This window comes from Sneathiella sp. D3-11 (assembly GCF_055809395.1).
Map to the genome: position 1 here is coordinate 1,178,721 of NZ_CM147911.1, position 24,211 is coordinate 1,202,931.

The 24,211-nt window shown below is 49.8% G+C and carries 26 protein-coding genes and 1 pseudogene; 18 read left to right on the forward strand and 9 right to left on the reverse strand.

Features of this window, described 5'->3' with window-relative positions:
* Positions 1 to 6: 6 nt before the first annotated feature.
* From AC0L73_RS06145 to AC0L73_RS06155, 3 genes are all read right to left on the reverse strand, one after another.
* Positions 7 to 639 carry a glutathione S-transferase family protein gene (locus AC0L73_RS06145; protein WP_227949267.1) on the reverse strand — a complete coding sequence of 211 codons (633 nt, stop codon included), beginning with the start codon at positions 637 to 639 and terminating at the stop codon, positions 7 to 9.
* Between the two features lie 108 nt (positions 640 to 747).
* Positions 748 to 1,599: an MBL fold metallo-hydrolase gene (locus AC0L73_RS06150; protein ID WP_473655132.1), complete on the reverse strand. Its 852-nt coding sequence runs from the start codon at positions 1,597 to 1,599 to the stop codon at positions 748 to 750.
* A gap of 82 nt (positions 1,600 to 1,681) precedes the next feature.
* The gene (locus tag AC0L73_RS06155) at positions 1,682 to 2,293 is read right to left on the reverse strand and encodes a CDP-alcohol phosphatidyltransferase family protein (RefSeq protein WP_473655133.1); all 612 of its coding nucleotides are present in this window, start codon (positions 2,291 to 2,293) and stop codon (positions 1,682 to 1,684) included.
* Between the two features lie 143 nt (positions 2,294 to 2,436).
* Here AC0L73_RS06155 and AC0L73_RS06160 point away from each other — a divergent pair, with 143 nt between their 5' ends.
* Positions 2,437 to 2,907, forward strand: a complete 471-nt coding sequence (locus tag AC0L73_RS06160) for an OsmC family protein (RefSeq protein WP_473655134.1) — start codon at positions 2,437 to 2,439, stop codon at positions 2,905 to 2,907.
* Between the two features lie 59 nt (positions 2,908 to 2,966).
* Positions 2,967 to 3,179: a hypothetical protein gene (locus AC0L73_RS06165; protein WP_227949259.1), complete on the forward strand. Its 213-nt coding sequence runs from the start codon at positions 2,967 to 2,969 to the stop codon at positions 3,177 to 3,179.
* A 9-nt stretch (positions 3,180 to 3,188) separates the two neighbouring features.
* Here AC0L73_RS06165 and AC0L73_RS06170 read toward each other — a convergent pair whose 3' ends face one another.
* Both AC0L73_RS06170 and AC0L73_RS06175 read right to left on the reverse strand, forming a co-directional pair.
* Positions 3,189 to 4,073, reverse strand: coding sequence for a NifU family protein (locus AC0L73_RS06170; protein WP_473655135.1), 885 nt, complete (start codon positions 4,071 to 4,073; stop codon positions 3,189 to 3,191).
* Positions 4,074 to 4,208: 135 nt separating this feature from the next.
* Positions 4,209 to 5,222, reverse strand: coding sequence for a cyclase family protein (locus AC0L73_RS06175; protein ID WP_227949255.1), 1,014 nt, complete (start codon positions 5,220 to 5,222; stop codon positions 4,209 to 4,211).
* Between the two features lie 139 nt (positions 5,223 to 5,361).
* On the opposite strand from AC0L73_RS06175, the gene AC0L73_RS06180 reads away from it, so the two are divergent.
* A complete protein-coding gene (locus AC0L73_RS06180) occupies positions 5,362 to 5,661 on the forward strand; it encodes a hypothetical protein (protein WP_473655136.1) in 300 nt (99 codons plus the stop codon).
* A complete protein-coding gene (locus AC0L73_RS06185) occupies positions 5,603 to 6,619 on the forward strand; it encodes an MFS transporter (protein WP_473655137.1) in 1,017 nt (338 codons plus the stop codon). The genes AC0L73_RS06180 and AC0L73_RS06185 overlap by 59 nt, the downstream gene beginning before the upstream one ends.
* A 46-nt stretch (positions 6,620 to 6,665) precedes the next feature.
* On the opposite strand, the gene AC0L73_RS06190 is transcribed toward AC0L73_RS06185, so the two are convergent.
* Genes AC0L73_RS06190 through AC0L73_RS06200 form a run of 3 tightly spaced genes read right to left on the reverse strand, consistent with a single transcriptional unit; the run spans position 6,666 to position 9,466 of the window.
* Positions 6,666 to 7,439: a class II aldolase/adducin family protein gene (locus AC0L73_RS06190; protein ID WP_227949251.1), complete on the reverse strand. Its 774-nt coding sequence runs from the start codon at positions 7,437 to 7,439 to the stop codon at positions 6,666 to 6,668.
* 24 nt (positions 7,440 to 7,463) lie between these two features.
* A complete protein-coding gene (locus tag AC0L73_RS06195) occupies positions 7,464 to 8,618 on the reverse strand; it encodes an acyl-CoA dehydrogenase family protein (RefSeq protein WP_473655138.1) in 1,155 nt (384 codons plus the stop codon).
* A gap of 41 nt (positions 8,619 to 8,659) precedes the next feature.
* Positions 8,660 to 9,466 carry an IclR family transcriptional regulator gene (locus AC0L73_RS06200; RefSeq protein ID WP_227949246.1) on the reverse strand — a complete coding sequence of 269 codons (807 nt, stop codon included), beginning with the start codon at positions 9,464 to 9,466 and terminating at the stop codon, positions 8,660 to 8,662.
* Between the two features lie 127 nt (positions 9,467 to 9,593).
* Here AC0L73_RS06200 and AC0L73_RS06205 point away from each other — a divergent pair, with 127 nt between their 5' ends.
* The 7 genes from AC0L73_RS06205 to AC0L73_RS06235 all read left to right on the forward strand — a co-directional run bounded on the left by AC0L73_RS06205 (position 9,594) and on the right by AC0L73_RS06235 (position 17,934).
* Positions 9,594 to 10,739: a TAXI family TRAP transporter solute-binding subunit gene (locus AC0L73_RS06205; protein ID WP_227949244.1), complete on the forward strand. Its 1,146-nt coding sequence runs from the start codon at positions 9,594 to 9,596 to the stop codon at positions 10,737 to 10,739.
* Between the two features lie 25 nt (positions 10,740 to 10,764).
* The gene (locus AC0L73_RS06210; RefSeq protein ID WP_227949242.1) at positions 10,765 to 12,762 is read left to right on the forward strand and encodes a TRAP transporter permease; all 1,998 of its coding nucleotides are present in this window, start codon (positions 10,765 to 10,767) and stop codon (positions 12,760 to 12,762) included.
* Between the two features lie 159 nt (positions 12,763 to 12,921).
* Entirely contained in the window at positions 12,922 to 13,677 is a 756-nt protein-coding gene (locus tag AC0L73_RS06215) for an AsmA family protein (protein WP_227949240.1), read from the forward strand.
* A gap of 65 nt (positions 13,678 to 13,742) precedes the next feature.
* Positions 13,743 to 14,336, forward strand: a complete 594-nt coding sequence (locus AC0L73_RS06220; RefSeq protein WP_227949238.1) for a TetR/AcrR family transcriptional regulator — start codon at positions 13,743 to 13,745, stop codon at positions 14,334 to 14,336.
* A gap of 297 nt (positions 14,337 to 14,633) precedes the next feature.
* The gene (locus AC0L73_RS06225) at positions 14,634 to 16,499 is read left to right on the forward strand and encodes a 2-oxoacid:acceptor oxidoreductase subunit alpha (protein WP_473655139.1); all 1,866 of its coding nucleotides are present in this window, start codon (positions 14,634 to 14,636) and stop codon (positions 16,497 to 16,499) included.
* Between the two features lies 1 nt (position 16,500).
* The gene (locus AC0L73_RS06230; RefSeq protein WP_473655140.1) at positions 16,501 to 17,517 is read left to right on the forward strand and encodes a 2-oxoacid:ferredoxin oxidoreductase subunit beta; all 1,017 of its coding nucleotides are present in this window, start codon (positions 16,501 to 16,503) and stop codon (positions 17,515 to 17,517) included.
* Positions 17,518 to 17,604: 87 nt separating this feature from the next.
* Complete coding sequence (locus AC0L73_RS06235; RefSeq protein ID WP_227949232.1) at positions 17,605 to 17,934, forward strand: TraR/DksA family transcriptional regulator; 330 nt, start codon at positions 17,605 to 17,607, stop codon at positions 17,932 to 17,934.
* An 11-nt stretch (positions 17,935 to 17,945) separates the two neighbouring features.
* Here the strand turns inward: AC0L73_RS06235 and AC0L73_RS06240 are convergent, their stop codons facing one another.
* The gene (locus AC0L73_RS06240) at positions 17,946 to 18,233 is read right to left on the reverse strand and encodes a DUF6460 domain-containing protein (protein ID WP_227949230.1); all 288 of its coding nucleotides are present in this window, start codon (positions 18,231 to 18,233) and stop codon (positions 17,946 to 17,948) included.
* Between the two features lie 219 nt (positions 18,234 to 18,452).
* On the opposite strand from AC0L73_RS06240, the gene AC0L73_RS06245 reads away from it, so the two are divergent.
* The 7 genes and pseudogenes from AC0L73_RS06245 (at position 18,453) to AC0L73_RS06275 (ending at position 24,161) form a co-directional block, all read left to right on the forward strand.
* Positions 18,453 to 18,839 carry a flagellar biosynthesis repressor FlbT gene (locus AC0L73_RS06245; RefSeq protein WP_227949228.1) on the forward strand — a complete coding sequence of 129 codons (387 nt, stop codon included), beginning with the start codon at positions 18,453 to 18,455 and terminating at the stop codon, positions 18,837 to 18,839.
* Between the two features lie 79 nt (positions 18,840 to 18,918).
* A complete protein-coding gene (locus tag AC0L73_RS06250; protein ID WP_227949226.1) occupies positions 18,919 to 19,173 on the forward strand; it encodes a hypothetical protein in 255 nt (84 codons plus the stop codon).
* A 12-nt stretch (positions 19,174 to 19,185) separates the two neighbouring features.
* A complete protein-coding gene (locus AC0L73_RS06255; protein WP_227949223.1) occupies positions 19,186 to 19,989 on the forward strand; it encodes a flagellin in 804 nt (267 codons plus the stop codon).
* A 112-nt stretch (positions 19,990 to 20,101) separates the two neighbouring features.
* The gene (locus AC0L73_RS06260) at positions 20,102 to 20,887 is read left to right on the forward strand and encodes a DUF1217 domain-containing protein (protein WP_227949221.1); all 786 of its coding nucleotides are present in this window, start codon (positions 20,102 to 20,104) and stop codon (positions 20,885 to 20,887) included.
* 237 nt (positions 20,888 to 21,124) lie between these two features.
* Positions 21,125 to 21,925: a flagellin gene (locus AC0L73_RS06265; protein ID WP_227949219.1), complete on the forward strand. Its 801-nt coding sequence runs from the start codon at positions 21,125 to 21,127 to the stop codon at positions 21,923 to 21,925.
* Positions 21,926 to 21,994: 69 nt separating this feature from the next.
* The gene (gene flaF / locus AC0L73_RS06270) at positions 21,995 to 22,402 is read left to right on the forward strand and encodes a flagellar biosynthesis regulator FlaF (RefSeq protein WP_227949216.1); all 408 of its coding nucleotides are present in this window, start codon (positions 21,995 to 21,997) and stop codon (positions 22,400 to 22,402) included.
* Between the two features lie 245 nt (positions 22,403 to 22,647).
* Positions 22,648 to 24,161 (forward strand): annotated as a pseudogene (locus AC0L73_RS06275) (acyl-CoA carboxylase subunit beta).
* Positions 24,162 to 24,211 lie beyond the last annotated feature (50 nt).

Genomic DNA, 24,211 nt, shown 5'->3' on the forward strand with positions numbered 1-24,211 from the left:
GTTCTTTTAAGCGTCTGCACTTGGGCGGGCTGAGATTGCCGCATGCCAGCGGTTGAGATTATCAAGCCCTTCCGGCATCTCGATCTTCGCCATTTTGGTTGCGAAATCCACCACCACCAATGCACCGATGTCTGCAACAGAATAGCTGTTTCCGGCCATAAATTCCTGATTTTCAAGCTGTTTGTTCATGTCTTCAAAAAAGTAAACAACACGCTGTCGTCCACGTTCCGCGAGCTCAGCAATCTGTTCAACATTTCGCGGTCCGGTAATAGCCCTGTGAGCAAGCCTCGGCGCAGAGTTGCGGAGAGCTTCAGCAACCGCCATAAACCCATTCACATTTATATAATGGCAACAGTCATTGATATGCGCCCGCTCTTCCGGAGAGCTGCCGAATAGTGGCGGTTCAGGGAATTTCTCCTCCAAGTAACGGTTTATTGCATCAATCGACGAGATCCGGCTTCCATCATCGAGTTCCAGTACTGGCACTGTGCAGTTCGGGTTAATTTCCCTGAACTCGTCGTTAAATTGCTCTCCCTCCCGGATATTGACGATCACTTTTTCAATATCTAATCCCTTTTCCGCCAGAAATATCCTGACACGGCGCGGGCTCGGCGGCCCGGGACAGTCATATAGCTTCATTTTTATTTTACCTCATCCAGTATTGCGCCCCGGATTAGTTACTTCACTGTAATTTGGCGCAGAAATCATTATTTCTGCACAGTTTCCTGAGATTTTATCAGAATGTCATTAGACTTTTAGCCAATACTCCCCGGTATTTTTCTTTTTAAGACGTCCCGCTGTCGGGGTCGCAAAATGGGTGCCGATAATGAGTGTATCTGTATTACCGTATTTCTCCAAAAACGCATGCCGGGTTGACTGTGCTGCGGCGGCATCCGCATCCACCGCGCTTGACCATTCAGGATGCGCGATCTGACAAGGGTGATGCATACTGTCACCAGTAATGATCGCTTCTTCGCCTGCAGAACGGATTTGAACGCAAACATGCCCCGGCGTATGGCCTGGGGAGGGGAACAAGCTCACCTCGTCGCATATCTGATGATCCATCGCCACAAGATCGGCAAGACCCGCATCGATGATGGGCGTAACCGAATCGCCGATGACATCACCAAATTCGTCCTGCGCCGTCGCCCGCCAGTAATCCCATTCCGTCGCTCCGATCAGGTAGCGCGCGTTCGGAAAAGTCGGCACCCATTCCCCATCCACCAACATCGTATTCCAGCCCACATGGTCAACATGAAGATGTGTACAAAGCACGGTGTCAAAGCTCTCACGCGGGTATCCAGCCGCTTCGAGATCAGCAAGGAAGGTTGTTTGCAGCATATTCCAGGCGGGAATTTCACGTTTTTTATCGTTGCCGAGACAGGTATCAACAATAATCCGCCGCGAACCCGTATCAATAATGAGCGCGTGAATGCTCATGATCAGCTTGCCTTCTGCTGTGGCGAAATGCGGGACGAGCCAGTCAATCGGCTGCACCGCATCCGGAGTTGCCTGCGGGAGGATAAAGCGAGTGCCGCCAGTTGCCTCTACCTCAACAACACGGGTAATCTTTACGTTGCCGATTTGCCAATCGCTCATTCGGGGTCCTCCGTCATTATTTTTATTATTTTTATGTACTACGGAAAGAGTATAGCGGTTCCGGCTGACCAAACAATGGTGATCAGTGGCTTTTACCGAATGTCAGCCAAGCAGCATAAATGCGTGTAATGGTGGTTACCCAGCACATGCTACCAAAGACAAGTGCGACTATCATGAAATAGTTTGGAAAAATACACATCAGCAGCATCGCGGCAATCGTCTCTCCGCCTTCGGCAAGTCCACCGAGATAGTAAAGCGACTTGCGACCTTGAATATCCGTCGATATCCCGTGTTTTTCCGCCATAATTGCGTAGGTTAGAAAGGTCGACGCGGTTCCCATAAAGCTGAAAATCAGAAAAGCGGCATAGAGCGCATTTTCAGAGTTGGCCAGCGCGAAGCCAAAAACAACTGCCGAATAAAAAATAAAGTCGCAGATAATATCAAGATATCCACCGAAATCAGTGAGCAACGAGTGTCGCGCAACGGCTCCGTCCAGACCATCGAACAGGCGGTTCATAAGAATAAGTATAAGGGCCGCGCCATATTGCTCTATTGCAATCAAGGGAACAGCCAATAGGCCAAGTAAAAAGCCAAAGACAGTCACCGCATTCGCGGATACACCAATCGCTGCGATCCGGGTACCCATCGCATTGAGTGGCGGGTCGATGATATTTCGCAGCGCTGCATCAAACATTTTTTATTCGAAATACCCTTTTGATCTGCCTAAATAGCCTTAGGATTGTCAGTAAAAAAATTACATAGTAGCATTCTTTGAACAAGGCAAAGTGATATCGCTTCTGCTCCCGATATTGTGAAATGACGTGACAAGGATAAAAGATGGTTCATAAGCATGAATTCGTTGCTCATATCGACTGGAAAGGTGCGAGCAATGGTCCGACAATGGACTATAAGAATTACTCTCGCGACTATGATATTTCAATTGAGGGTCGACCGGTTATCAAAGGTTCGGCAGATCCTGTATTTTTAGGGACGGACGACCGATACAATCCAGAAGACTTATTGGTAGCGTCACTGTCGGCCTGTCATTTACTAAGCTACCTTGCTCTTTGCGCGCGGAAAAGTGTCGCCGTCACCTCCTATAAAGATGACGCCTGGGGGAAAATGGAAATGAAGGACGGAAAACTTCGATTTACAGAAGTTATTTTGCGTCCTGTTGTCACCATTTCAGCGACAAGCAACCTTGAAAAAGCAGTACGTCTTCATCATGACGCACATGAAACCTGCTTTATTGCCAATTCAGTGAATTTTCCAGTTTTGAATGACGCAATCGTTAAGCATGACAAATAACCTTTTGTTAATCTCAAAATGCAAAAATCCGGAAATAGAAATTATAGACGAGACCGGAAATGCAGCTGAAATTTGAAGCGGCTATTTTTAATGAAGAAGTTCTTGTTGCGCTCCAAGAAGGCGAGCATCACAAGGATCTCGCGGATAGCTGGGCAGAAACGCACTATTTAGACTTTTATGCGGAAAATCTCGAGCAAGCTTGGGAAAAAATGCGCCGCAAGTATAGCGCAGAACGCGGGTTCGTGATCAAAGCTATCGACACCGCCGATTAAGCGTCGCAATCAATATCCCACATAATAGGGATTTGCACCGCCTGCGTGATCCGTCACGTCCAAAACCCGTTCAATTACCGGAACAGCGGATTTGATTTCAACTTCCACTCCCTGTTTCAGCGTAGCATCGGCCATACCACAGCCCTGACACCCCCCGGCCATCTCAACAAAGGCGGTATTATCCTTAATGTCAATTAAGGTGATATATCCACCATGCGCCGCAATTGCAGGGTTGATCCGCGTTTCAAGAAGAACGCGAATTTGTTCCGCCTCATCACTTTGCAGGCCGGGCCGATCACTCGTAACCTCAGTTTCTTCTTCGACCATACGTTCAAATCGCACTCGGTGAATTTCCGGCACAAAATGCTTCAGTGTATTTTCGATTTTAATCTGCGTGCCAAATGCCGGGGTTGACAGGCCGGTGCTGTCCATCTCCAACACAACAACACCATCCGCTGGATCATATGATTTAAAACCAACGTCACCGCCATCCTCTTGAAGCTGCGGTTGAACCCGCGTTTCGATCAGCTCAATAATGGAATCAACTATCTTTTGCTCTTTTTCAGAATAACTGGCGCTTGCCAACTGTGGCTCTCCGTTCAAAACGGGCATACCGCTCATGTAATGGTCCATGATCGCGGCGAGAACCATTGGTTTCAGCTGTATCCACAGGGTTTTATGTTCTTCATCCGTCCGTTTGACGATTGTTACATAATCCTCCCCGAGTTCAACCGAGCGAACCCCCGGAATATCAAAAAGGCGCGCCGCTAGTGGGGACTGCTTTCGTCCCTCTTCCTCATTTTCGAACAGCACGGAGCCTTCCGCCAGAACCTGACGGCCAGGCAAAAATTTCATCCTGTCTTCATTTTCATGCGGCAAGGTCTGAATAAACATGGGAAAACTCCAATGCCCTTAAGCGGGAAATATAATCACGGTCGTCAGCTAGCAGAATAAATTTGCATGGGCAAGCCACAAGCCTAACATAATGCACCCACTCATGTATGCAATAGCCGTAGCCGCCCTAAAATACTAGACGGTGGCTACCGGATTGGCGGGAGAGCCGACTGCACCCGGTAGACGGATCGGCGGCGCTGTCAACATGAACCGTGACCGGCTATTTTCTTTGAGCCAATTGTTCAGCGGCGTCAGATACCACAACTCCCCAAGATGTATACCAAGCTTGAACAGACAATGTTCATGGATGGGCAAGAAAGCACAGCTTCCCTCTCCGGGCACAGATGGATGGGCCTCAACCGCATAATTATCGGCAATCAGCAAGGATAGACCAGAATCAGTAATCCAGTTAAGAAGCTTGGGATCGCGTCCGTTGAGCGCGGCGCAGGAACCATGCAACTTGTCTTTATCAGGATTACCGTCCATCTCAACAATCATTTGTGCAAAACCGGTGTGGAGACAAACCATATCTCCTTCCTCAACGGTGACATCGTCCTTTTCCATGACACGCATCAGATCGTCATAGCCGACAATCGTCTGGGCGCGACCGAACTCTCCTTCCAGATCGATCATAACGCCACGTCCCTGCACTCCGGCGGCGGCCATATTTTCAATCCCAAGCGCCAACGCACGCGGGCCGCCTTCGTCTTCCGGTCCCTGAATATGCTCCCCGCCGCGATAGCCGTTGTAATACACAATTTCGGCCACGCCATCATCATCGGCATCAAATTCCTGCCCCACATGGGCCAGACTATCCCATTGCGAGGAATACTGCGTATGCAGAACAACTAAATCGTCACAGATCACATCAATCATGTTTGGATTATCCTGCGACAGATTGTAATTCATGTTCGGCCTGTCACCGGACCTTAAGGTCGGGGATATTTTGGGTGGGTGACGACGGGGATTCAGGAGATTCCCTCCCGGCAAATCGAGCGGCAGGCTAAGACAGAAGCGCTCCCCGCTTTTTATTTCCGCCGCAGCGGCAAGAATTTTTTCCGGCGTGATAAGATTCAGACGGCCTATCTGATCATTTTCGCCAAAGTCGCCCCAGTTTGACCCTTCTGGCCGTTTCTTCCATCTGGACATATTTGTATTTTCCTATGTTATTATTTTTTTTGCCAGCTTAACCGCAAGATGATCCCCTGAAAAGCCCTACTTCGGCACGAATTGACCTCGGGAGCACAACCTGATAGCTCTTATAAAAATATGTACGAGCGCAATAAAAATGAAAAAAGAAACGGCGACTGCCTTCAAGATCATCACGACATTGTCGATTGTTTATGTCGCGAGTAATTTTTATCGTTCTTCCATTGCTGTAATTGCGCCCAACATGATGGATGAAATCGGGCTCACCCATGAACAACTTGGCGTTGTTGGCGGTACTTTCTTTATAGCTTTTGCCCTTTTCCAGTGTCCCCGTTGGTATTTTTCTGGATCGCTATGGCCCCCGAAAAACGATCTGTGGATTGATGATGTTTGCAGTGCTGGGATCGGCTGGTTTTGCTGTAGCGTCGGATTTTCTTGAGCTAACTTCGGCCCGGTTCTTTATGGGCGTTGGCTGCGCTCCTGTTTTGATGGGATCCCTCGTCATTATATCTCGCTGGCTCTCCGCGGAAAAGTTCGCATTTTATATGTCCCTTATCGTAGGCATGGGCGGATTCGGAAATATCCTTGCAACGACACCTACAGCAATTCTGGCCGATATGATCGGCTGGCGGGATGTTTTCTGGATCGCAAGTCTTTTCAGTGCGGTATCCATCGTCTTTGGATATTTTATCATTAAAGACGCCCCCGAAGGCCATGCTTTCCACTCCAGAAAAATCGAGAGCATGTCGGAGACATTGGGAGGCGTCATCGGCATTATCAAGGATCGCCAGTTTCAGCTTGTATTCGCCATCAATCTCGTCATCTACGGAACTATCATGTCTATTGTCGCTCTATGGGGCGGAAATTTCCTGCGAGATGTCTATGGTCTCGACCTCACAGAACGTGGCGATATTATTTTCTGGATGACTGTTGCGGTTATCGGCGGCGCGTTTTTTTATGGGTATTTGGATGGTATTGCCAAGTCACGCAAAAAACTGGTTGCGACCGCCGCTATCACTACCATAATTCTACTGGTCATACTCGGCTCAATGCCCGTGGTGTCCGTCTGGCAAATATCTGCACTTTTGATTCTGTTCAGCTTTTTTGGGAACTATGGTGTCCTGATCATGTCCCAAGGTCGTTCGATATTTCCGGAAAGGCTTTTGGGCCGTGGGATCGCAACACTGAACACTGCCGTATTTTTGGGTGTATTCCTGCTCCAGTCCATGGGCGGATTCATAATAGGCAACTTCGTTGAAGAAGACGGGACGGCGCCGCTTTTGGCCTATCGGGTGCTCTTTTTCAGTCTTGCGGCAATTGTTGCGGTCGCCTTGCTGATTTACAGCCGGTCGAAGGAATCAAAGTTACCTAAAGAAATGGCGCGGGAACCTGCTTGAATAAACAGATTCCTGCGCCAAATATTTTAATTTAAAATTTCCCAGATCAGTCGCGGTAGTTTGATCCCTTGCGATCAAGAAGGCGCAACAGGCCCGGCCATTCAAGGCCCGACTGAGACGCACTGATTTTAAATTGATTGGCCGCATGTTCGCAAACCTCGCGAGAGGGAAGAATTAGCTCGGAATCCCCTGCAAGCGCTTTGATCTGTGATTCACAGGATTTCTCAAGATAGAAAATCCGACGGAATGCTTCTGACGCCGTGGCCCCGACGGTGAGCAAACCGTGATTACGGAGGATCATCGCAATGTTGTCCCCCATATCGCGCACCAGACGCTCACGCTCATCCAGATCCAATGCAATTCCTTCATATCCATGATAGGCCAAACGACCATAGAACATCATCGAATGCTGGCTGATTGGCAACAATCCCTGTTTCTGCGCGGCGACCGCCATACCGGCCGTCGTATGCGTATGAAGAACGCAGCCAACATCTTCACGCGCGCCGTGGATAGCGCTGTGAATTGTATATCCCGCAGGATTGATAATGAATGGCGTGTCACTTAGAACATTCCCGTCAATGTCCACCTTGACTAAGCTTGAAGCCGTAATTTCATCAAAGAAGAGGCCATAGGGATTGATCAGGAAGTGATGATCACTGCCCGGCACGCGCGCCGAAATATGGGTGAAGACAAGATCGCTCATACCATAATGAGCAATCAGATGATAACAGGCCGCGAGATTTACGCGTGTTTCCCATTCTTCATCGCTGACCTTGCCCTCCAAGCTGGGCACCATCTTGTTTATTATATCAACACCCATATCAATTTTTCCTTTTTCAGTTTTTTAGTTCGTATGAGACTTCAGCATATTACGTGCGATGACAAGCTGCTGAATTTGCGTCGTTCCTTCATAAAGGCGCAGTAACCGCACATCGCGGTAGAAGCGTTCAACTTTATATTCCGCCATATAGCCCGCGCCACCGTGGATCTGTACCGCCCGGTCCGCGATTTTCCCCGCAGCTTCGGTTGTAAACATCTTGCAGCAGGCCGCCAGCATCGGGATATCTTCATTATTATCATATTTCTGCGCAGCATCCAATGTCATTGCCTTACCGGCGAAAAGTTCTGCCTGACTATCGGCAAGCAGGGCCTGTACCAGTTGGAATTCTCCAATCACAGTACCGAACTGCTTGCGCTCGGCTGCATAGTTAAGTGCTTCTTGCAAAATTCGCTCTGAAATACCGGTCGATACGGAACTCAAATGCAGCCGCCCGCGGTCCAGCACCTTCATGGCCGTGTAGAACCCTTTACCTTCAACGCCGCCCATCAAAGCAGACGCAGGAATGCGGGCATCCTCAAAAATAACATCACTGGTTTTCGTGCCCCGCTGACCCATTTTCTCGTCCGCCTTGGCAATCGTAACACCCGGGATATTTGGATCAACGAGAAAGGCCGAAATACCCGAGGCCCCCTTTTTTGATGAGTCGGTACGTGCCATAACCGTCAACATCCCTGCGCGCAGAGCGTTGGTGATGTAACGTTTTGTTCCGTTCAAGACATAATCATCCCCATCCCGGACGGCGACAGTGCGCAGAGACGCAGCATCAGAACCCGCTTCCGGTTCGGTAAGACAAAAAGAGGACATGATCTCACCAGAAGCGAGCCGCGGCAGATACTGTTGTTTCTGGGCATCCGTTCCCGTCATGACAAGGCCATGGCTGCCAATACCAACCGTTGTCCCGATTACTGACCGAAACGCCAGCGATGCCTTGCAAAGCTCGTGTATAATCTGGCATTCTTGTGCCATACTAAGACCCAGTCCACCATATTCCTCCGGGATTGAGAGGCCGAACAAGCCCAATTCCCGCATTTCCTGAATAATTTCTTCTGGCACATCATTCGTCTCTTCAACTGTATCTTCAGCAGGGACGAGTTTTTCGCTCACGAATCGAGCGACTGCATCTTTCATTAATTCGAACGTCTCGGCATCCAGAGCCATCTTCTATCCTTCTACTTTCTTGTTATTATATAGATCTAATCTCAGTTCATCCCGCACATTGCCTCAACACTTCGCGAGAGGCCTACGAGACGGGGACCAACATCTTCCCGCAAGGCTGCTTCTGTTACCAGATATGCAGAGCCTCCGCAATTAAAGGCGACGATATCACCAGTTGAATTATCAAGAGCTGCCGCACCGACGGCATTAAAGCTCGCCCGCCAATCTCCTATTGATAGGCAATATCCAAAGTCTGCAAAATCTTTCTCCGCCTGCTCAAATCCCTTTTTTACCTTCGGCCATTCTTCAGCAAATTTTCTCCGGACATGATCCAGAAGAAAATTTTTCTCTCCCTCCGGCAGCTTACAAAGAAAGGCCCGACCAACCGAGGTGGTTGCGATTGGTAGAAACGAGCCAACCTCAAGCCGAAGTGTGCTTTCATCTCCACCGCGAACGGTTTCGACATACATCATGTTTAGTTTTACGCGTGTCGCGAGGGCGACGCCCAGACCCACCTGCTTTGCAAGATCATGCATCAGGGGGCGGGACAGCAATCGGAGTTTGTTATTGGCAAGATAGGTATATCCGAGGGAAAGAACCGCCGGGGAGGGTTCATACTTTCCGGCACTCTTTCGATATGTCAGGAAGCCGAGTTGCAGCAGGGTACTGGTCAGGCGCGATACAGTGGATCTTGGGAGTTTCGTTCTCTTGGCAAGCTCATTATTCCCAAGAGGCCCCTCACCCGGTCGAAAAGCTTGCAATAGCTCAAGGCCGCGCGCTAACGATGTAACGAAGTGTCGGCTGTTATCAGGAGTCGATATACCCCCAACGAATGTTTTATCTTCTCGCATTTTCTAACTATGGTATAAAAAGGATTAATTAGGAAAAAAACTTGCAGAATTCCATTCCACTATGCAGAATGCGGTCCTATTAGAAAACAAAAAAAATCCAACTCAAGTTTTCTTTAGGGAGACAATAATGAAAATAGGTACAAGCTTATGCGCTGTGGCAGCAGCGTTTGCTTTTTCGACCGCAGCATTTGCTGATGACGTAAAGCTTCCGGGCACACTGGCATGGAGTGCTTATAACACGGGTACTACCGGTTATAACCAGTCCGTCGCAATTGGTAAGGCGCTAAAAGATAAGTACGGCGTCGATCTTCGGGTTGTTCCGGGTAAGAACGATATTTCACGTATGGGTCCATTGCGGTCCGATAAAGTTCAGTTCGTTGCAAACGGCGCAGGCACTTTCTACGCCTCTGAAGGTGTTTTTAACTTTGCAACTCCAAACTGGGGTCCGCAAAAAGTCCAGCTTCTGATGTCGGCCACTTCTGATGCAAACCTTTCGGTTGGTGTCGCGGCAGATACAGGCGTTAAAACTTTTCAGGACCTTAAGGGCAAACGCGTCGGCGTGGTTCGCAGCTCCCCTGCACTCACGATCGGTACACAGGCGATCATCGCCTTTGGTGGTTTGACTTTTGACGATGTTGAAGTAGTCGAGTTTGGTGGTTATGGCGCAATGTGGAAAGGCATGCTTTCGAATCAGATCGATGCAGCGTTTGCTTCCACCGTGTCTGGACCAACCAAGCAGGTTGAAGCGTCACCTCGTGGCATTTACTGGCCTCCGACGCCTGCTGCTGACAAAGAAGGCTGGGCTCGCATTCAGAGTATCGCACCTTATTTCGTACCGCACACAGCGATCTTGGGCACGGGTAACATTTCCAAGGAAACGCCGCATGACGGCGCAGCTTACCCTTATCCAATCCTGATTACCCGCGCGGACCAGGATCCTGACCTTGTCTATTCGATGGTGAAAGCTGTTCACTCTGAATATGATAACTACAAGGACGCCTTGCCGGCCATGACAGGTTGGGCAGTTGAAAACCAGACTTTTGAATGGGCAGTTCCCTATCATAAGTCGGCGGTAAAATACTGGAAAGAAGTCGGCGTCTGGACAGACGACATGGAAGCCAACAACAACAAGATGATTGAGCGTCAGGATGTACTTGCTAACGCTTGGGCTACCATGAAAGACAAAGACCTTGATGGCGATGCTTTCAAGGAAGAATGGATGAAAGTCCGTGCAGCTGCTCTTAAAGCTGCCGACATGAACCCAATTTTCTAATTAGTTCTTATTTGTAGAATTCTTAATGGAAAATCAAAAACAAGAGGACGGAGCGGTGGCGCAGCCAGAGTTGGCGCGCCACCGTAATCTTTCTTTAGGATGGCGTGTGATCGTTATTGCGATCACAGCCATTGTCACCCTGCTTGCTGTCAATCAGCTATTCAACGCTGGTTTTCTAGTAGGGCATACTTGGCTCGATAACGAGTATCAGTATGCGTTGTTCGGATTACTGGTACCAGTTGTGTTCCTGATTTTTCCGGCGACGAGTAAATCCTCCAGAGATCATGTTCCATGGTACGACATCCTGTTTGCGGTGGTCACCTTTGGACTGCTGGTGTTTTTCTTCATGAACGCCGAAGCAATTGTCGACAATGGTTGGGAAATGGGCGCTCCAGACTACATTGTCACACTTGGCTTGGTGCTCTGGCTTCTGGTCCTTGAAGGGACGAGACGCGCCGGTGGCACAGCCTTGTTCACGATTGTGCTTATAATTTCACTTTATCCGCTTTATGCCGATGTTATGCCGGGTCCGATATCCGGCCTTGGCAGCACGCTCGCGGATACGACAGCCTATCACGTCTTAAGTGCGGAGAGTATGCTCGGCATACCAATGCAGGCGCTCGCCAATCTGGTGATCGGCTTCCTGATCTTCGGCGTTGCCCTCACCCAGACCGGTGGCGGGAAGTTCTTTATTGACCTTGCTTTTGCGGCCCTTGGACATGTACGTGGCGGTCCGGCGAAAGTTGCCATTTTCTCATCCGGCCTTATGGGCTCAATGAGCGGCAGCGTGATTTCAAACGTTATCACAACCGGCGTCATGACCATTCCCGCGATGCGCAAAACCGGATTTCGGAAATCATATGCCGCTGGTGTAGAAGCATGTGCCTCGACGGGCGGTGTTCTCATGCCGCCGATTATGGGCTCAACCGCCTTCATCATGGCGGTGTTTCTGAACATTCCGTACATCACAATTGCCGTTGCCGCGATTGTACCGTCTGTGCTCTACTATCTTGCATTGTTCATCCAGATTGACGCCTATGCGGCACGAAACAACATGCCGGGTCTACCTCGGGATCAATTACCGAAACTGGGGGAAACATTCCGCAAGGGCTGGCATTTTATCGCAGTATTTGTTCTGCTCATTGTTATGCTTGTTTACCTGAAGCAGGAAGTGCTCGCACCGTTCTATGCGACAGCATTGCTTCTCGTGATCAATCAACTGTTCTCCTCCAATCGATGGGGAATGGCAGAATTCTGGGAATTCCTTCTGGCAACCGGTAAACTTCTTGCAGAGATTGCAGGTATTCTGGTTGGTGTTGGCTTGATCGTAGGCGCTCTGTCCATTACAGGAATGGCGGGTACGCTGGTCAATGACCTGATCTTTATGGCAGGCGGTAATATTCTCGTTCTTCTACTGATGGGCGCGATTACCAGTTTTATCATGGGTATCGGCATGACAGTAACGGCCGCTTACATCTTCCTCGCCATTGTTCTGGCGCCCGCCCTTATTCAAGGCGGACTGGATCCGATGGCAGTGCATCTGTTCATCCTGTACTGGGGCATGGTGTCCTTCATTACGCCACCTGTTGCTCTGGGTGCCTTTGCTGCGGCATCGATTGCAGGCGCCAATCCAATGCGCACTGGGTTCGAGGCCATGCGGTTGGGATCGATCATCTATTTCGTTCCCTTCTTCTTCGTTCTCGATCCGGCCTTTATTTTCCGCGGAGAATTGAGCCAGACAGCCATTCTGTTCGTTTCGGCAGTGGCTGGCGTTATTCTGATCGCCAGTTCGTTACAAGGATATCTCATCTGGATCGGCAACCTGCACCGTCATCCTGTGTTGGGCTGGCCTATCAGAGCGCTTATCCTTATCGGCGGCCTCGCTTTGGCAACACCGGGCGGGAGTGCCCTCATTCCATTTAGTAATCTGGAATTGGCTCTCTTCGCGCTGGTCACGGCAGGGCCTGCAGCTATGCTCGCCTTCATGATTGATCGGCGTGCAAAGGCAGCCGCTGCGATCTAGGGAATACTTTACGCAATAAAAACGCCCGTCTGGATTTTCTAGGCGGGCGTTTTTTATTGTTACCCTGCATATATCACCAAAGACCTCTTGCGCTTGCGATGCCTTATTGGTCATCGTATGGTGCAGCCGAAAAATAATCTCGCAGAAACGGTGACATATATGAGACGTGGATTAACAATCGTTATGATCGGGATCGTCATACTTTTCTGCGTGGCAATCGTCACCGTCTATCTTTCAATTGGATCCGTTATTACATCGACAATTGAAAACTATGGTACCGCCATCACACAAACTAAAGTCACTTTACGGGAAACGGAATTCTCCCCAACGACGGGAGAGGCCGAATTACTTGATTTGAAGATCGCAAACCCTGCGCCATACAAGGCTCAACCGGCATTCCTGACACCACGGATCAAGATGCAAATCGATCCGCAAACCGTCAACAGCGAAACCATCATAATAAAACGCATAGAAATCGAAGCGCCTGAGATTACCTATGAAATTACCAATTCTGGCGATAACCTACGCACCATTCGATTCTACATCAAAGAAGCAATTGCCGTTGAAGCACGCGGTCCTATCCTTGTCGATCACGCCGGTCCGACGAAAAAATTTATCATCAATGACCTATATATAACGAACGCTGTTGTCATTGTTGAAGCGGAGGAACTTATGGGCAAAAAAGCAACGGCCGTATTGGATAACCTCCACCTTGAAGATCTTGGCCAAAGTGAAAACGGGCTCTATCCAGCCGCGCTGATCGAAGCGATATATAGGCCACTCCTTCAGGCGACTACCCTTGCGGCCCTATCGACCGACCTTAACCTTTCTGACCAGGCTCTTAATATCCTTCGCGGCGCAGGTGATGAAACTGAAGAAGTGATTGATCAGATACGGGGTCTCCTCGAAAAATAAAGTTGCCGCCTATCGTTGAAGCGGGCATAACAGGCATTATAACAACTGTTTGTTAGGACCAGCCCGTGACTGAAAAAACACGCGCCCGCGAGGAAGGTCTCCATCGGAGCGATAACCGCCGACAGGAATTGATGGCGGCGGCGGCGCATCTGTTTAATCAACGCGGATATGATGCCACCTCGATGCGGGATATCGCCCGCGAAGCCGGGATGCTGGCCGGGTCGATGTATTATCATTTTTCCTCCAAAGAGGACCTGATCGTCGCAACCTATGAAGAGGGAAAGCGCCTGATCAGCACGGCCGTTCTGGAAGCCATAGACGGAGTGGAGGATCCATGGGAACGACTGACCCAGGCGGCGGTCGCCCATATGAATACTTTGTTCGGAGGTAATAACTTCTCCATCCTGCTATGCGCAGACATCTCCCGAACAGCTCCCACCCTGCGGAGCCGGCTTATCGAAATACGGGACAGCTATGATAAACTCTTCATGGATCTGATTGAGGATTTGCCGCTTGCCGAAGATATGGACAAAGGATTACTGCGGTTGAACCTGCTTGGATCGCTCAACTGGTCCACCAGCTGGTATCGCCCGGGAGGACAGACTCCGGCGCAAATCGGCGCCTTTTTCGTAAAAGTCATGAGAGACGGCTTATCATGAGATCGGAAATCATATTCACACTATAATTTTGTAAATAAATAATTTTACATCTAAAATGAGAAAATACTGTTGCGTTCTATTTAAAATCCCTTATATCTAACGCTAACAAGATAGCTATCATGAACGAAAAAGAACTATAGTCTTGATAGTGACAAATTAACGTCCAACAAATTGTTGTTGTTACAGCAAATGATAATATAGGCCGTTGATTGCTGGTTCGAAATATGGCTAAACTAAAGGCATTGATAGGGTTTAGAGCCAAGGCCTCCCCTCTTATGCTTAACGCGGGTAAGAAAGTTGAACGAATTAAAAATTAAGACGGACCCGGCGCCACGGAAAGAAGTTTCTTCTGTCGTCATTCGGTTCGCAGGCGATTCTGGTGATGGAATACAGATTACTGGCAGCCGATTTACCGACACGACCGCTTTGGCCGGAAATGACCTCGCCACATTTCCTGACTTTCCGGCGGAAATTAGAGCGCCTGTCGGCACGACCTTCGGTGTCTCAGCATTTCAGATCAATTTCGGCTCGCGGAGGATTGAAACAGCGGGAGACGATCCTGATGTTCTGGTCGCCCTGAACCCTGCCGCCCTGATGGTGAATATTGCCCGGCTGAAGCCAGGCGGAATGATCATCGTTGACAGCGGCGCCTTTACTGACCGGAACCTTAAAAAGGCCGGATATCTTGAGAACCCCCTCGAAGATGCCTCACTTGAGGCCTATACGGTACTGGATATCAATATTACCAAGCTGGTGTTAGAGGCGGTTAAGGAATTCGGCCTCTCACAAAAGGAAGGGCTCCGTTGTAAGAACTTCTGGGTGCTTGGCATGGTATACTGGATTTATGGCCGCGACCGGAGCGATACAGTTGACTGGCTAAGACGTAAGTTCGCAAAGCGCCCGGATATCGCCGATGCTAATATTGCTGCCCTGAATGCCGGGAATATTTATGCTGAAGCATCGGAAATTGGCGGCCTCACGCAACTATACTCAATTCCGGCGGCCGCAATGCCTCATGGGCTTTACCGCACCGTCACGGGCGGCGAAGCGCTCGCATGGGGGCTGGTCGCAGGCGCAGAGCTTGCAAATTTAAAAATATTTTTTGGGTCCTATCCGATCACACCTGCCTCCCCTGTCCTACATTCTTTGGCAAAGATGAAACAGTTCGGCGTGAAGACATTTCAGGCCGAGGATGAAATTGCCGCTATATGTTCAGCGATCGGTGCGTCCTATGCCGGCTCTCTCGGTATTACCTCTTCGTCGGGCCCAGGCATTGCCCTGAAAGGTGAAGCAATCGGCCTTGCCATTTCGACAGAACTTCCGCTGATCATCGTGAATTCGCAGCGCGCGGGACCGTCAACTGGCCTGCCGACAAAAACGGAACAATCTGACCTATATCAGGCCGTATACGGTCGCAATGGCGACGCTCCGCTTGTCGTGCTGGCAACACATGGTCCGTCGGACTGCTTCGAGGTTGCCATCGAGGCCTGCCGCCTTGCCACAAAGTATATGACCCCTGTTATGCTGCTCACTGACGGATATATCGGCAATGCGGCGGAGCCTTGGCTGATCCCCAATGTGGCGGATCGGGAAGCATTTCCAAAAACGTTTGAGACAAATGCGGAAGGCTTCAAGCCATTCAATCGCGATCCGGATACATTAGCCCGGCATTGGGCCGTTCCCGGAACGCCGGGGCTTGAGCATCGTATCGGTGGGATCGAGAAGGAAGACGGATCGGGCAATATTTCCTATGAACCGGCAAACCATCAGCGAATGACTGATCTCCGGCGCGACAAGATCCTGAATATAGCGAATGATATCCCGGAACAGGGAGTCGAGAATGGTAAAACGGACGGTAAGCTGGCCATTATCGGTTGGGGGTCGACCTATGGGCCCATTAGCCGCGCCGTAGAAAACAAGCTGGCGGACGGCAAGGACGTCTCCCACATACATCTGCGTCATATCTGGCCGCTTCCACGCAACCTTGGCGACCTACTTCGCGGATTTGACAAGGTAATTGTTCCGGAAATGAACGATGGGCAATTGAAAACTGTCCTTCGTGATCAATATCTGATTGATGCGCAACCGCTCACCAAAGTGACCGGGCAGCCTTTCAAGATTTCCGAAATTGAACGCGCCATCGACGCAGCATTGGAGAACTGACATGAATGTTGCCGTTACTAAAGACAAGTTGAAACCCGCCGATTTTGCCTCAGATCAGGAAGTACGCTGGTGTCCGGGCTGTGGTGATTATGCGATCCTGAAGGCTGTACAAAGAACCCTGCCCGATATTGACACACCGAAAGAAAACTATGTGTTTGTGTCCGGGATCGGCTGTTCATCGCGCTTCCCTTATTATATGTCGACCTATGGATTTCACACGATCCATGGCCGGGCCCCGGCATTTGCGACGGGAATCAAGATCGCTAATCCAGAACTCGATGTCTGGATGGTGACCGGCGACGGTGATGGTTTCAGTATCGGCGGAAATCACATGCTCCACGTGCTGCGCCGAAACGTTAATATGCAAATCCTGCTCTGCAATAACGAGATCTATGGCTTGACCAAGGGGCAGTATTCTCCAACATCGGAAGTTGGACTACGTACGCCTTCTTCCCCGGATGGATCAGTTGATACGCCGTTGAAGCCACTTGTGTTCACACTCGGCGCTGGCGCGAGATTTGCTGCCCGTGCCTATGATACGCAAAAGACGCTTCCCGATATCCTAAAACGTGCCCATGCACACAAGGGAACGTCGATGGTGGAAATCCTACAAAATTGCATTGTCTATAACGACGCAGTTTTCGATAATGTTCTCGCTCGCGATGTCGCCTCCGAAAAGCAGCTACATGTAGAACATGGCCAGCCTATGATCTTTGGCGCTGAAAAGAACAAGGGCATTCACTTGAATACGCAGTCTTTAACACTAGAAGCCGTGACGATCGGAGAAAATGGGGTCACGGAAGCGGATATTCTGGTTCATGACGAGACGAACCGATCCCTTGCAACCTTGATCGCGGCAATGGATGGCCAAGATCTCCCTGCAGCTTTTGGTGTCATCTATTGCAACCCGACAGCCACCTATGAAGATGGCATTACCGAAAAGTTGGATGCAGCAGAAGCCAACGGCAAACCTTCCTTAGACGCGCTCCTTCGACAAGGGCATACTTGGGAAGCGTAAGGGCGAGGAACAGCAGTTTGGAAGGGCCGGCTGGAAATGACCGGCCTTTTCTTTGCATCAACCTTTAGATTGTCGTAGCCTGAACCTATGACAAAGACTGATCCGAGAAAAGTACTTCTTGCCCGCCGGGAAGAATTGCTGTCAGTGATGAAGGCCAGCACTGAAGGCAGCCGCCCTGTGGAACTTGACCAGACCCGTGTGGGTCGTCTTTCTCGCATGGATGCATTGCAAGGACAGGCAATGGCCCAAGAGACAGAGCGACGGCGGAAGAATGAACTGCAACGGATTGATGCCGCCCTTGCCCGTGTTGATACAAGAAACTATGGGTATTGCGTCAATTGCGATGAGGAAATTTCAGTAAAACGTCTTTCTCTGGACCCCAGCACCCCGCTTTGCATCGACTGTGCAAGCGGCTAACCGCCAGAAACCTAGTCCTCGTTTTTAGAAGAGGACGACATACTCCGACGGCTTTTCCGCTGCAGATAGTTCAGGCCAGCAACAATTGCCCAGATAGGAATGACAATAACCGCACCAAGCAGAATATAGTCCGCCGCCCAGGTTATTGTACTTAGCGCGGTAGAGTAAATCTGACCAATCGTTCCACTCAGATCCTTTAAGAGATCAAGCGGCGTGATATCAAACAGGGTCAGAGCCCAGCCGACAATAAAAGAAAAAATAACCAATTTTATAATCAGTGAGCCGATATTTCTTGGCATTCAATATCCTCTAGAATAAGGCGGTTGCACCCATAAAGATGCGCGCACCAGCATGTGCAATCATATAGGCCACCCCAAGGTCATGGCCAGAATTTATTTACTTTCTGCCCAGAAGGGCTCTAAAAGCCGATTATCGCCCTTCAGAATACAATCCTATTTTGCACAATTTGTGACTATTGTTATAGTAGACGGTGTGGTCCCTATCTGGAGACGAGTTTCATGTCGTTAAAGTTTCGTATTCCCGCCGGTGAGAAAATTGTTGTCAACGGTGCCGTTCTTACAAATACAAGCAACAAAGCAATGCATTTCTCGCTAGAGAATGATGCGTCAATCATGCGCGAGCGAGACATTCTGTTGCCAGAAGACGTTAAAACGCCTTTAGAAAATGTCTATCTCTATATCCAGCTGATGTATATAGATCCGGACAGTCACGATGCGCATCACAAAAGCTTTCAGGACGCAGCGCAGATCGCGTTTCTTTCAACCGCTGACAACGATGAACGAAACCGCGTGTTTGAAATTGTCGGTCTTGTTGGCGAGAAAAACTATTACGCAGCGCTTAAGTTAATTCAGAAATATTTTAAGTCCGCTGAAACGGAAGAATAAGAATCATCGGAATCATGGTGGTTATCTCCCGCATTTAACAGATTGATTCAGTCATTTTTACCGCTTATGGCGGCGATGAATGGTGTCTATTTCGATAGATTTTGCTTTTTTCCTTAAAAATACACACCCTCTGAGAAAATCTGAAAACATCAGTTTTCTGCGCATTTTTGCGTTGCGCCGCGCATATCCTGGCCAATTTCTCCCAGCTGAATTGACCAAAGAAGCACCTGTTAATCTTTTGTTAGGAAATCACAGAGATAGTCAGGGCACGGTTTCGAAGTGGACCGGGGCTCAAACGAGCTATTTCGTCGCAGATGCGACAACTCTAGAATGAGGATTTTATATTATGGCTTCAATTAATACTAATGCGAATGCAATGTCTGGTCTGCGTATGCTTAACATGACGCAGAGCCAACTCTCCAAAACTCAGAACTCACTTGAAACTGGTCTCCGCGTGAGCAGCGCTAAAGATGCGCCTGCTACTTTCGTTATCGCGCAGGGTATGCGTTCTGATATTGGCGCTCTTGGCGCTATTAGTGAAGGTATTGCTTTCGGTGAAGCAACAATTGGTGTTGCAATGGCTGGTGCCACTTCCATTTTGGAACAGCTCTCTGAACTCGAAACTCTTGCCACGCAGGCTCAGAACGGTGGTCTTGATGACGCCATTCTAACCGCTCAGGCTGATGAAGTTTTGGCTCAGATTACAGCTATTACCGCTGGTTCAGAGTTTAACGGTGTTAATCTGATTAACAACGCCGGTACGGACGTATTGACCGTTCCAACTGATCTGGCCGGTAGCACGATGACGTATACTGCTACAAACCTCGATGCTGCCACACTTGCCCTGACGACTGACTTTTCGTCCGGCGCCAACATCACGACTGCCTTGGCTAACATTGCTGCCGCACAGACAACTGTCGGTAACGCATTGACGGCGATTGGTACATTCTCAAGTCGTTTGGAAAGCCAGGGTGAATTTACCCAGCTTCTGACTGATACGATGAAAGAAGGTCTTGGTGCTCTGGTTGATGCAGATATGGCTGCTGTTGCGGCCGAACTGACTGCATTGCAGACCAAGGAACAGCTGAACATTCAGTCCCTGAGTATCGCCAACCAGGCGCCTCAGACGATTATGGCTCTGTTCCGTTAAGAGCCCTCCTATCAAAGAAAGGCGGCCTTCGTGGTCGCCTTTTTTTGTTAACATCTTATTTACGATTAGCACGCTATAGTTACGCTGATAAGATTTTTAACCAGGTTTAGATATGCAAGTATCTGCAAACAATAATCCGCTGCTATGGTATAAGCTGGCTTACGAGCTGGAAGACGCCCATATGAAGGCGTTTGAGGCGCAGCCAACTGTTGCCCGGGACCTGGTAACCTTCAGCGAAGATATTACAAACATTAAGTCCGTCGACGACCTGATGAAGAACCGCACCGTCCTGACCATGGTTCTCTCCGCTTTTCAGCTGGAAAGTGAAATCGATAAACCGGCGATGGTCAAAAAAATACTCACCGAACCACCGACTGAAAGCGAAAGTCTCGTCAATCGGCTGGCCGAACCCCGCTGGACGAAACTCGCCAGCGCTATGTACGGCCTTAACAGTGATCCTGACTTTTTTCAGAAGCAGGAAAATGTTGACGCTATTTTGACGGGCTATCGGACCAACGAGTATGAGAAATTTGAAGGCGAGAATGCAGACGGCGTACGAGAAGCCATGTATTTCAAACGCCTTGCCGGCGGAATTGAGACGATTGAACAGGTTATTGCCGACACGGCGATTATGCATGTTGTTCGCGTCAGCCTCGGCCTTCCTGAAAGCTTTCAAGCGCTGTCTTATGACCAGCAAAGGGAACGTCTGGGAGATATGTTCGATCCGTCAGAACTGCAGGAACCCGGAAAAATTGACGAGATTATCAATCGCTTCCTTGTTTTTACGCAGGTCAATAACAACGATCCAACGGCCAATCCGATGCTCTCGCTTTTCCAGCCTATTGGCACCGGAGAATACGTAGGCCCACAGCCGATCCAAATAGACCTGTTCGTCTAAATCTGCGGTTACCCGGCTCGGGCAAGGCCCTTATATGCCGGGCATTTTCTTCATAGCTGAGAAATTTATTCCTATTTTCGGCAGTAACTGAGCCGCTTTTTCCCTGCTCTAGTATCCACAAATTGGCCCAAAAACCCCAGTTTTCCAAGGGTTTTTCAAACTGGCACGCCCTTTGCTTATGTAGCCCTGAGTGAATTCGCGTTTTTGGTAACGCAGGAAACTACAGGAGAAGACAAAATGGCTGCATTTTCTATTAACACTAACTCAACGGCGATGGCAGCGCTTCGCACATTGTCCTTGACACAAACGGCCCTGAGCCAGACTCAGCGTCAGGTCGAAACAGGTCTTAAAGTCGCGGAGCCTAAAGATAACCCGGCTTCCTTTACGATTGCCCAGACAATGCGCGGGGACATCTCTGCCTTGGATGCAATTGAGGAAGGCCTTACCTTCGGTCAGGCAACTGTAAGCATGGCGAACGCAGGTGCCTTGCAGATTTCAAATATTCTTATCGACATCAACCAGAAAGTCACCCAGGCCTTTAATGACGGCCTCGATGTAACGGTTCTTCAGGAAGAAGTCGACGCCCTACTTGCCGAGATTACTTCAGTTGTCGGAACAACCGTCTTCAATGGTGTGAACCTGATTGATGGTGTCAGTGCTGACCTAGATGTTTTGACCGGTCTGGGCGGTGTTACACAAACAGTTGCCGCGCAAGACTTGCGCCTGGTTACCTTGGGACTGGTCGGCCTTGATCTGACAGATCCTGCCACTTCCCTCGCAGCTGTAGACACTGCTGAAGCTTTGGTTGGCGACGTAATCACTACGTTGGGTACAGCCGCAAACCGGCTTGATAGCCAGGCAGAATTTACCCAGCTGTTGACTGACAAGCTTAAAGAAGGTCTTGGCATTCTTGTAGACGCCAACCTTGCAGAAGCAAGCGCTGAACTGCAGGCACTGCAGACCAAGGAACAGCTTGGCATTCAGTCCCTGTCAATCGCCAACGCGCGACCACAGTCAATTCTTCAGCTTTTCCAGTAATTGGTAAGAGTATCGTAAGAAATTTCGTAAATAGTAGATTTTACTATCGGAAATGGATGAGAAGAAGAAATGTCTGTAGCTGCTTACCAAAAAGCTAACCAGAATGCCGAAAACCCCCGACAAACCGAATACCGGGCTTTCGCGCTATTCACTCGTGCCATGGAAGACGCTGACAAGGAAGAAAATGCAATGGAACGCATCCGTGCTGTCGCAAACAATCGGCGGCTATGGCTTACCATGCAAATGGATCTTCTGTCAGAGGATAATGCTCTCCCTGACGACTTAAAAGGTCGGCTTCTTTCCATCGCATTCTGGGTTGGTCGCTATAGTTTACAAGCCATGAAAGGCGAAGCATCAGTTGCGCCACTCATTGCGGTCAATAAGCAGATTATGGAAGGCATGAGGCCCAAGGATCCTAAGAAGATCGAAGAAGCAACTCTGCCACAGGCCGGGCTTGAGACAAAACTAACCCTCTAAGCCGACTAGCCGACTCCTCACAAGAGGCACCTACTCCGGTATACCTCGGAATATGCAGATAGCCACCCTTTCGTCTATAGACCGAAGCGATTGGCTACTGATTTGTGCAATGGCGCACGTCCGCTATTTCACCATCCTGAAACCTATCTCAATGCGATGGCAATGGTTATACTCCGTGACTAATTTAAGTTACGGGGAGATCGGAACCTATGAGCTGGGAAAAAGAAGCCGAAGAAATAAGAAAAATGCGCATCGCGGCACAGGCCCAAGGCGGTGTTAAAGCCATTGAGGCCCAGCATGCCAAAGGCCGCCTGACCATCCGCGAAAGAATCGATAGCCTTCTGGATCCGGACAGCTTTCAGGAACAAGGCCGCATCGCCGGATCAGTAGTACGAGACGATCAAGGAAATATCAAAGAGTTCTCCCCTGCAAACTATGTGACCGGACTTGGCTCCATCAATGGACGTCATGTTGCCGTCGGCGGAGAAGATTTCACGTTAAAGGGTGGCTCACCCAATGCCGCAGGTCTGCGAAAAAGCGTCTTCGCAGAGGAACTAGCGTCCCAATATCGCGTGCCCTTAATCCGGATGCTGGAAGGTGGCGGTGGCAGCGTAGCAAAGGGTAAAGGCAGCGGCACTGTTGGCAGTCCGGCTTATGAAAAACCGAGGTTTCTCTCCATCGCAAAATTGATGGGCGAAGTCCCGGTTGCCTCCGCCGCGCTTGGACCTGTTGCCGGGTTTCCGGCGGCGCGTTTTGCCGCCTCCCATTTCTCCGTGATGACACGTGACACCGCGCAGCTTCTTATCGCAGGCCCAGCGTTAGTGGAACGGGCCCTGAACATCAATATGACGAAGGAAGAGCTGGGCGGCGCTGCAGTCCATAGCCGAAATGCCGTTGCCGCCAATATTGCGGAGGATGAGGCCGATGCCTTCAAGCAGATTCGTGCTTTCCTAAGTTATCTTCCCAATAACGTCTGGGAACTGCCTGCACACTTCGAGACAAGCGACCCCACAGAACGCACGGAAGAAGACCTGCTCAGTATCGTTCCAAAAACCGACGCCTTCCCTTTCACATGCGAAAGCTGATCCAGTTGGTGGTAGACCTCGATAGCTTCTTTGAAATGAGCAAGCACTATGGTCGCAGCCTGATTACCGGCTTTGCCCGCCTCAACGGCCAGCCCGTTGGCGTGATCGCGAATGATTGCCGGATTTATGCAGGTGCCATGGGGGCAGATGCCGCCCAGAAGGTGCGACGCTTCATTGAACTCTGCGACACCTTTCACCTTCCCATCGTCAATTTCACAGACGAACCTGGGTTTATGATTGGACCGGATTCAGAAAAGGATGGTACCATTAAATATGGCACCTCCGCAGTTGCCGCCGCCGTCATGTCCGTTGTCCCATGGGCTACCGTCATTGTGAAGAAAGCCTTCGGCGTTGCCGCGGCCGCTCATTTTAGTGAAAACGGCTATGTCCTTGCCTGGCCCAGCGCAGAAATGGGGCCGCTCCCCGTTGAGGGCGGGGTGGCCGTCGCCTACCGCCGACAGATTGCAGAAGCAGAAAACCCTGAAAAGCTGAGAGCTGAACTGGAAGAACAGCTTGCTGCCCAGCAATCACCCTTCCCCCGTGCAGAAAGTTTCAGTGTTCATGACATTATTGATCCGCGGGAGACCCGGCCTGCACTGTGTCAGTGGGTTGACTGGATACAGCCGCAGCTTGATAGCTTAAAAGGGCCGGTTAGCTTCGCCTTCCGACCCTAGACCATTTACCTGCGTTGACGGCTTTGTTAAAATCGTGTGCCTATTAAAAA

Coding starts and splice junctions, on each gene's coding strand:
- AC0L73_RS06145 (WP_227949267.1), bottom strand. CDS start 639: ATGAAGCTATATGACTGTCCCGGGCCGCCGAGCCCGCGCCGTGTCAGG.
- AC0L73_RS06150 (WP_473655132.1), bottom strand. CDS start 1,599: ATGAGCGATTGGCAAATCGGCAACGTAAAGATTACCCGTGTTGTTGAG.
- AC0L73_RS06155 (WP_473655133.1), bottom strand. CDS start 2,293: ATGTTTGATGCAGCGCTGCGAAATATCATCGACCCGCCACTCAATGCG.
- AC0L73_RS06160 (WP_473655134.1), top strand. CDS start 2,437: ATGGTTCATAAGCATGAATTCGTTGCTCATATCGACTGGAAAGGTGCG.
- AC0L73_RS06165 (WP_227949259.1), top strand. CDS start 2,967: ATGCAGCTGAAATTTGAAGCGGCTATTTTTAATGAAGAAGTTCTTGTT.
- AC0L73_RS06170 (WP_473655135.1), bottom strand. CDS start 4,073: ATGTTTATTCAGACCTTGCCGCATGAAAATGAAGACAGGATGAAATTT.
- AC0L73_RS06175 (WP_227949255.1), bottom strand. CDS start 5,222: ATGTCCAGATGGAAGAAACGGCCAGAAGGGTCAAACTGGGGCGACTTT.
- AC0L73_RS06180 (WP_473655136.1), top strand. CDS start 5,362: ATGAAAAAAGAAACGGCGACTGCCTTCAAGATCATCACGACATTGTCG.
- AC0L73_RS06190 (WP_227949251.1), bottom strand. CDS start 7,439: ATGGGTGTTGATATAATAAACAAGATGGTGCCCAGCTTGGAGGGCAAG.
- AC0L73_RS06195 (WP_473655138.1), bottom strand. CDS start 8,618: ATGGCTCTGGATGCCGAGACGTTCGAATTAATGAAAGATGCAGTCGCT.
- AC0L73_RS06200 (WP_227949246.1), bottom strand. CDS start 9,466: ATGCGAGAAGATAAAACATTCGTTGGGGGTATATCGACTCCTGATAAC.
- AC0L73_RS06205 (WP_227949244.1), top strand. CDS start 9,594: ATGAAAATAGGTACAAGCTTATGCGCTGTGGCAGCAGCGTTTGCTTTT.
- AC0L73_RS06210 (WP_227949242.1), top strand. CDS start 10,765: ATGGAAAATCAAAAACAAGAGGACGGAGCGGTGGCGCAGCCAGAGTTG.
- AC0L73_RS06215 (WP_227949240.1), top strand. CDS start 12,922: ATGAGACGTGGATTAACAATCGTTATGATCGGGATCGTCATACTTTTC.
- AC0L73_RS06230 (WP_473655140.1), top strand. CDS start 16,501: ATGAATGTTGCCGTTACTAAAGACAAGTTGAAACCCGCCGATTTTGCC.
- AC0L73_RS06235 (WP_227949232.1), top strand. CDS start 17,605: ATGACAAAGACTGATCCGAGAAAAGTACTTCTTGCCCGCCGGGAAGAA.
- AC0L73_RS06240 (WP_227949230.1), bottom strand. CDS start 18,233: ATGCCAAGAAATATCGGCTCACTGATTATAAAATTGGTTATTTTTTCT.
- AC0L73_RS06245 (WP_227949228.1), top strand. CDS start 18,453: ATGTCGTTAAAGTTTCGTATTCCCGCCGGTGAGAAAATTGTTGTCAAC.
- AC0L73_RS06250 (WP_227949226.1), top strand. CDS start 18,919: ATGGTGTCTATTTCGATAGATTTTGCTTTTTTCCTTAAAAATACACAC.
- AC0L73_RS06255 (WP_227949223.1), top strand. CDS start 19,186: ATGGCTTCAATTAATACTAATGCGAATGCAATGTCTGGTCTGCGTATG.
- AC0L73_RS06260 (WP_227949221.1), top strand. CDS start 20,102: ATGCAAGTATCTGCAAACAATAATCCGCTGCTATGGTATAAGCTGGCT.
- AC0L73_RS06265 (WP_227949219.1), top strand. CDS start 21,125: ATGGCTGCATTTTCTATTAACACTAACTCAACGGCGATGGCAGCGCTT.
- flaF (WP_227949216.1), top strand. CDS start 21,995: ATGTCTGTAGCTGCTTACCAAAAAGCTAACCAGAATGCCGAAAACCCC.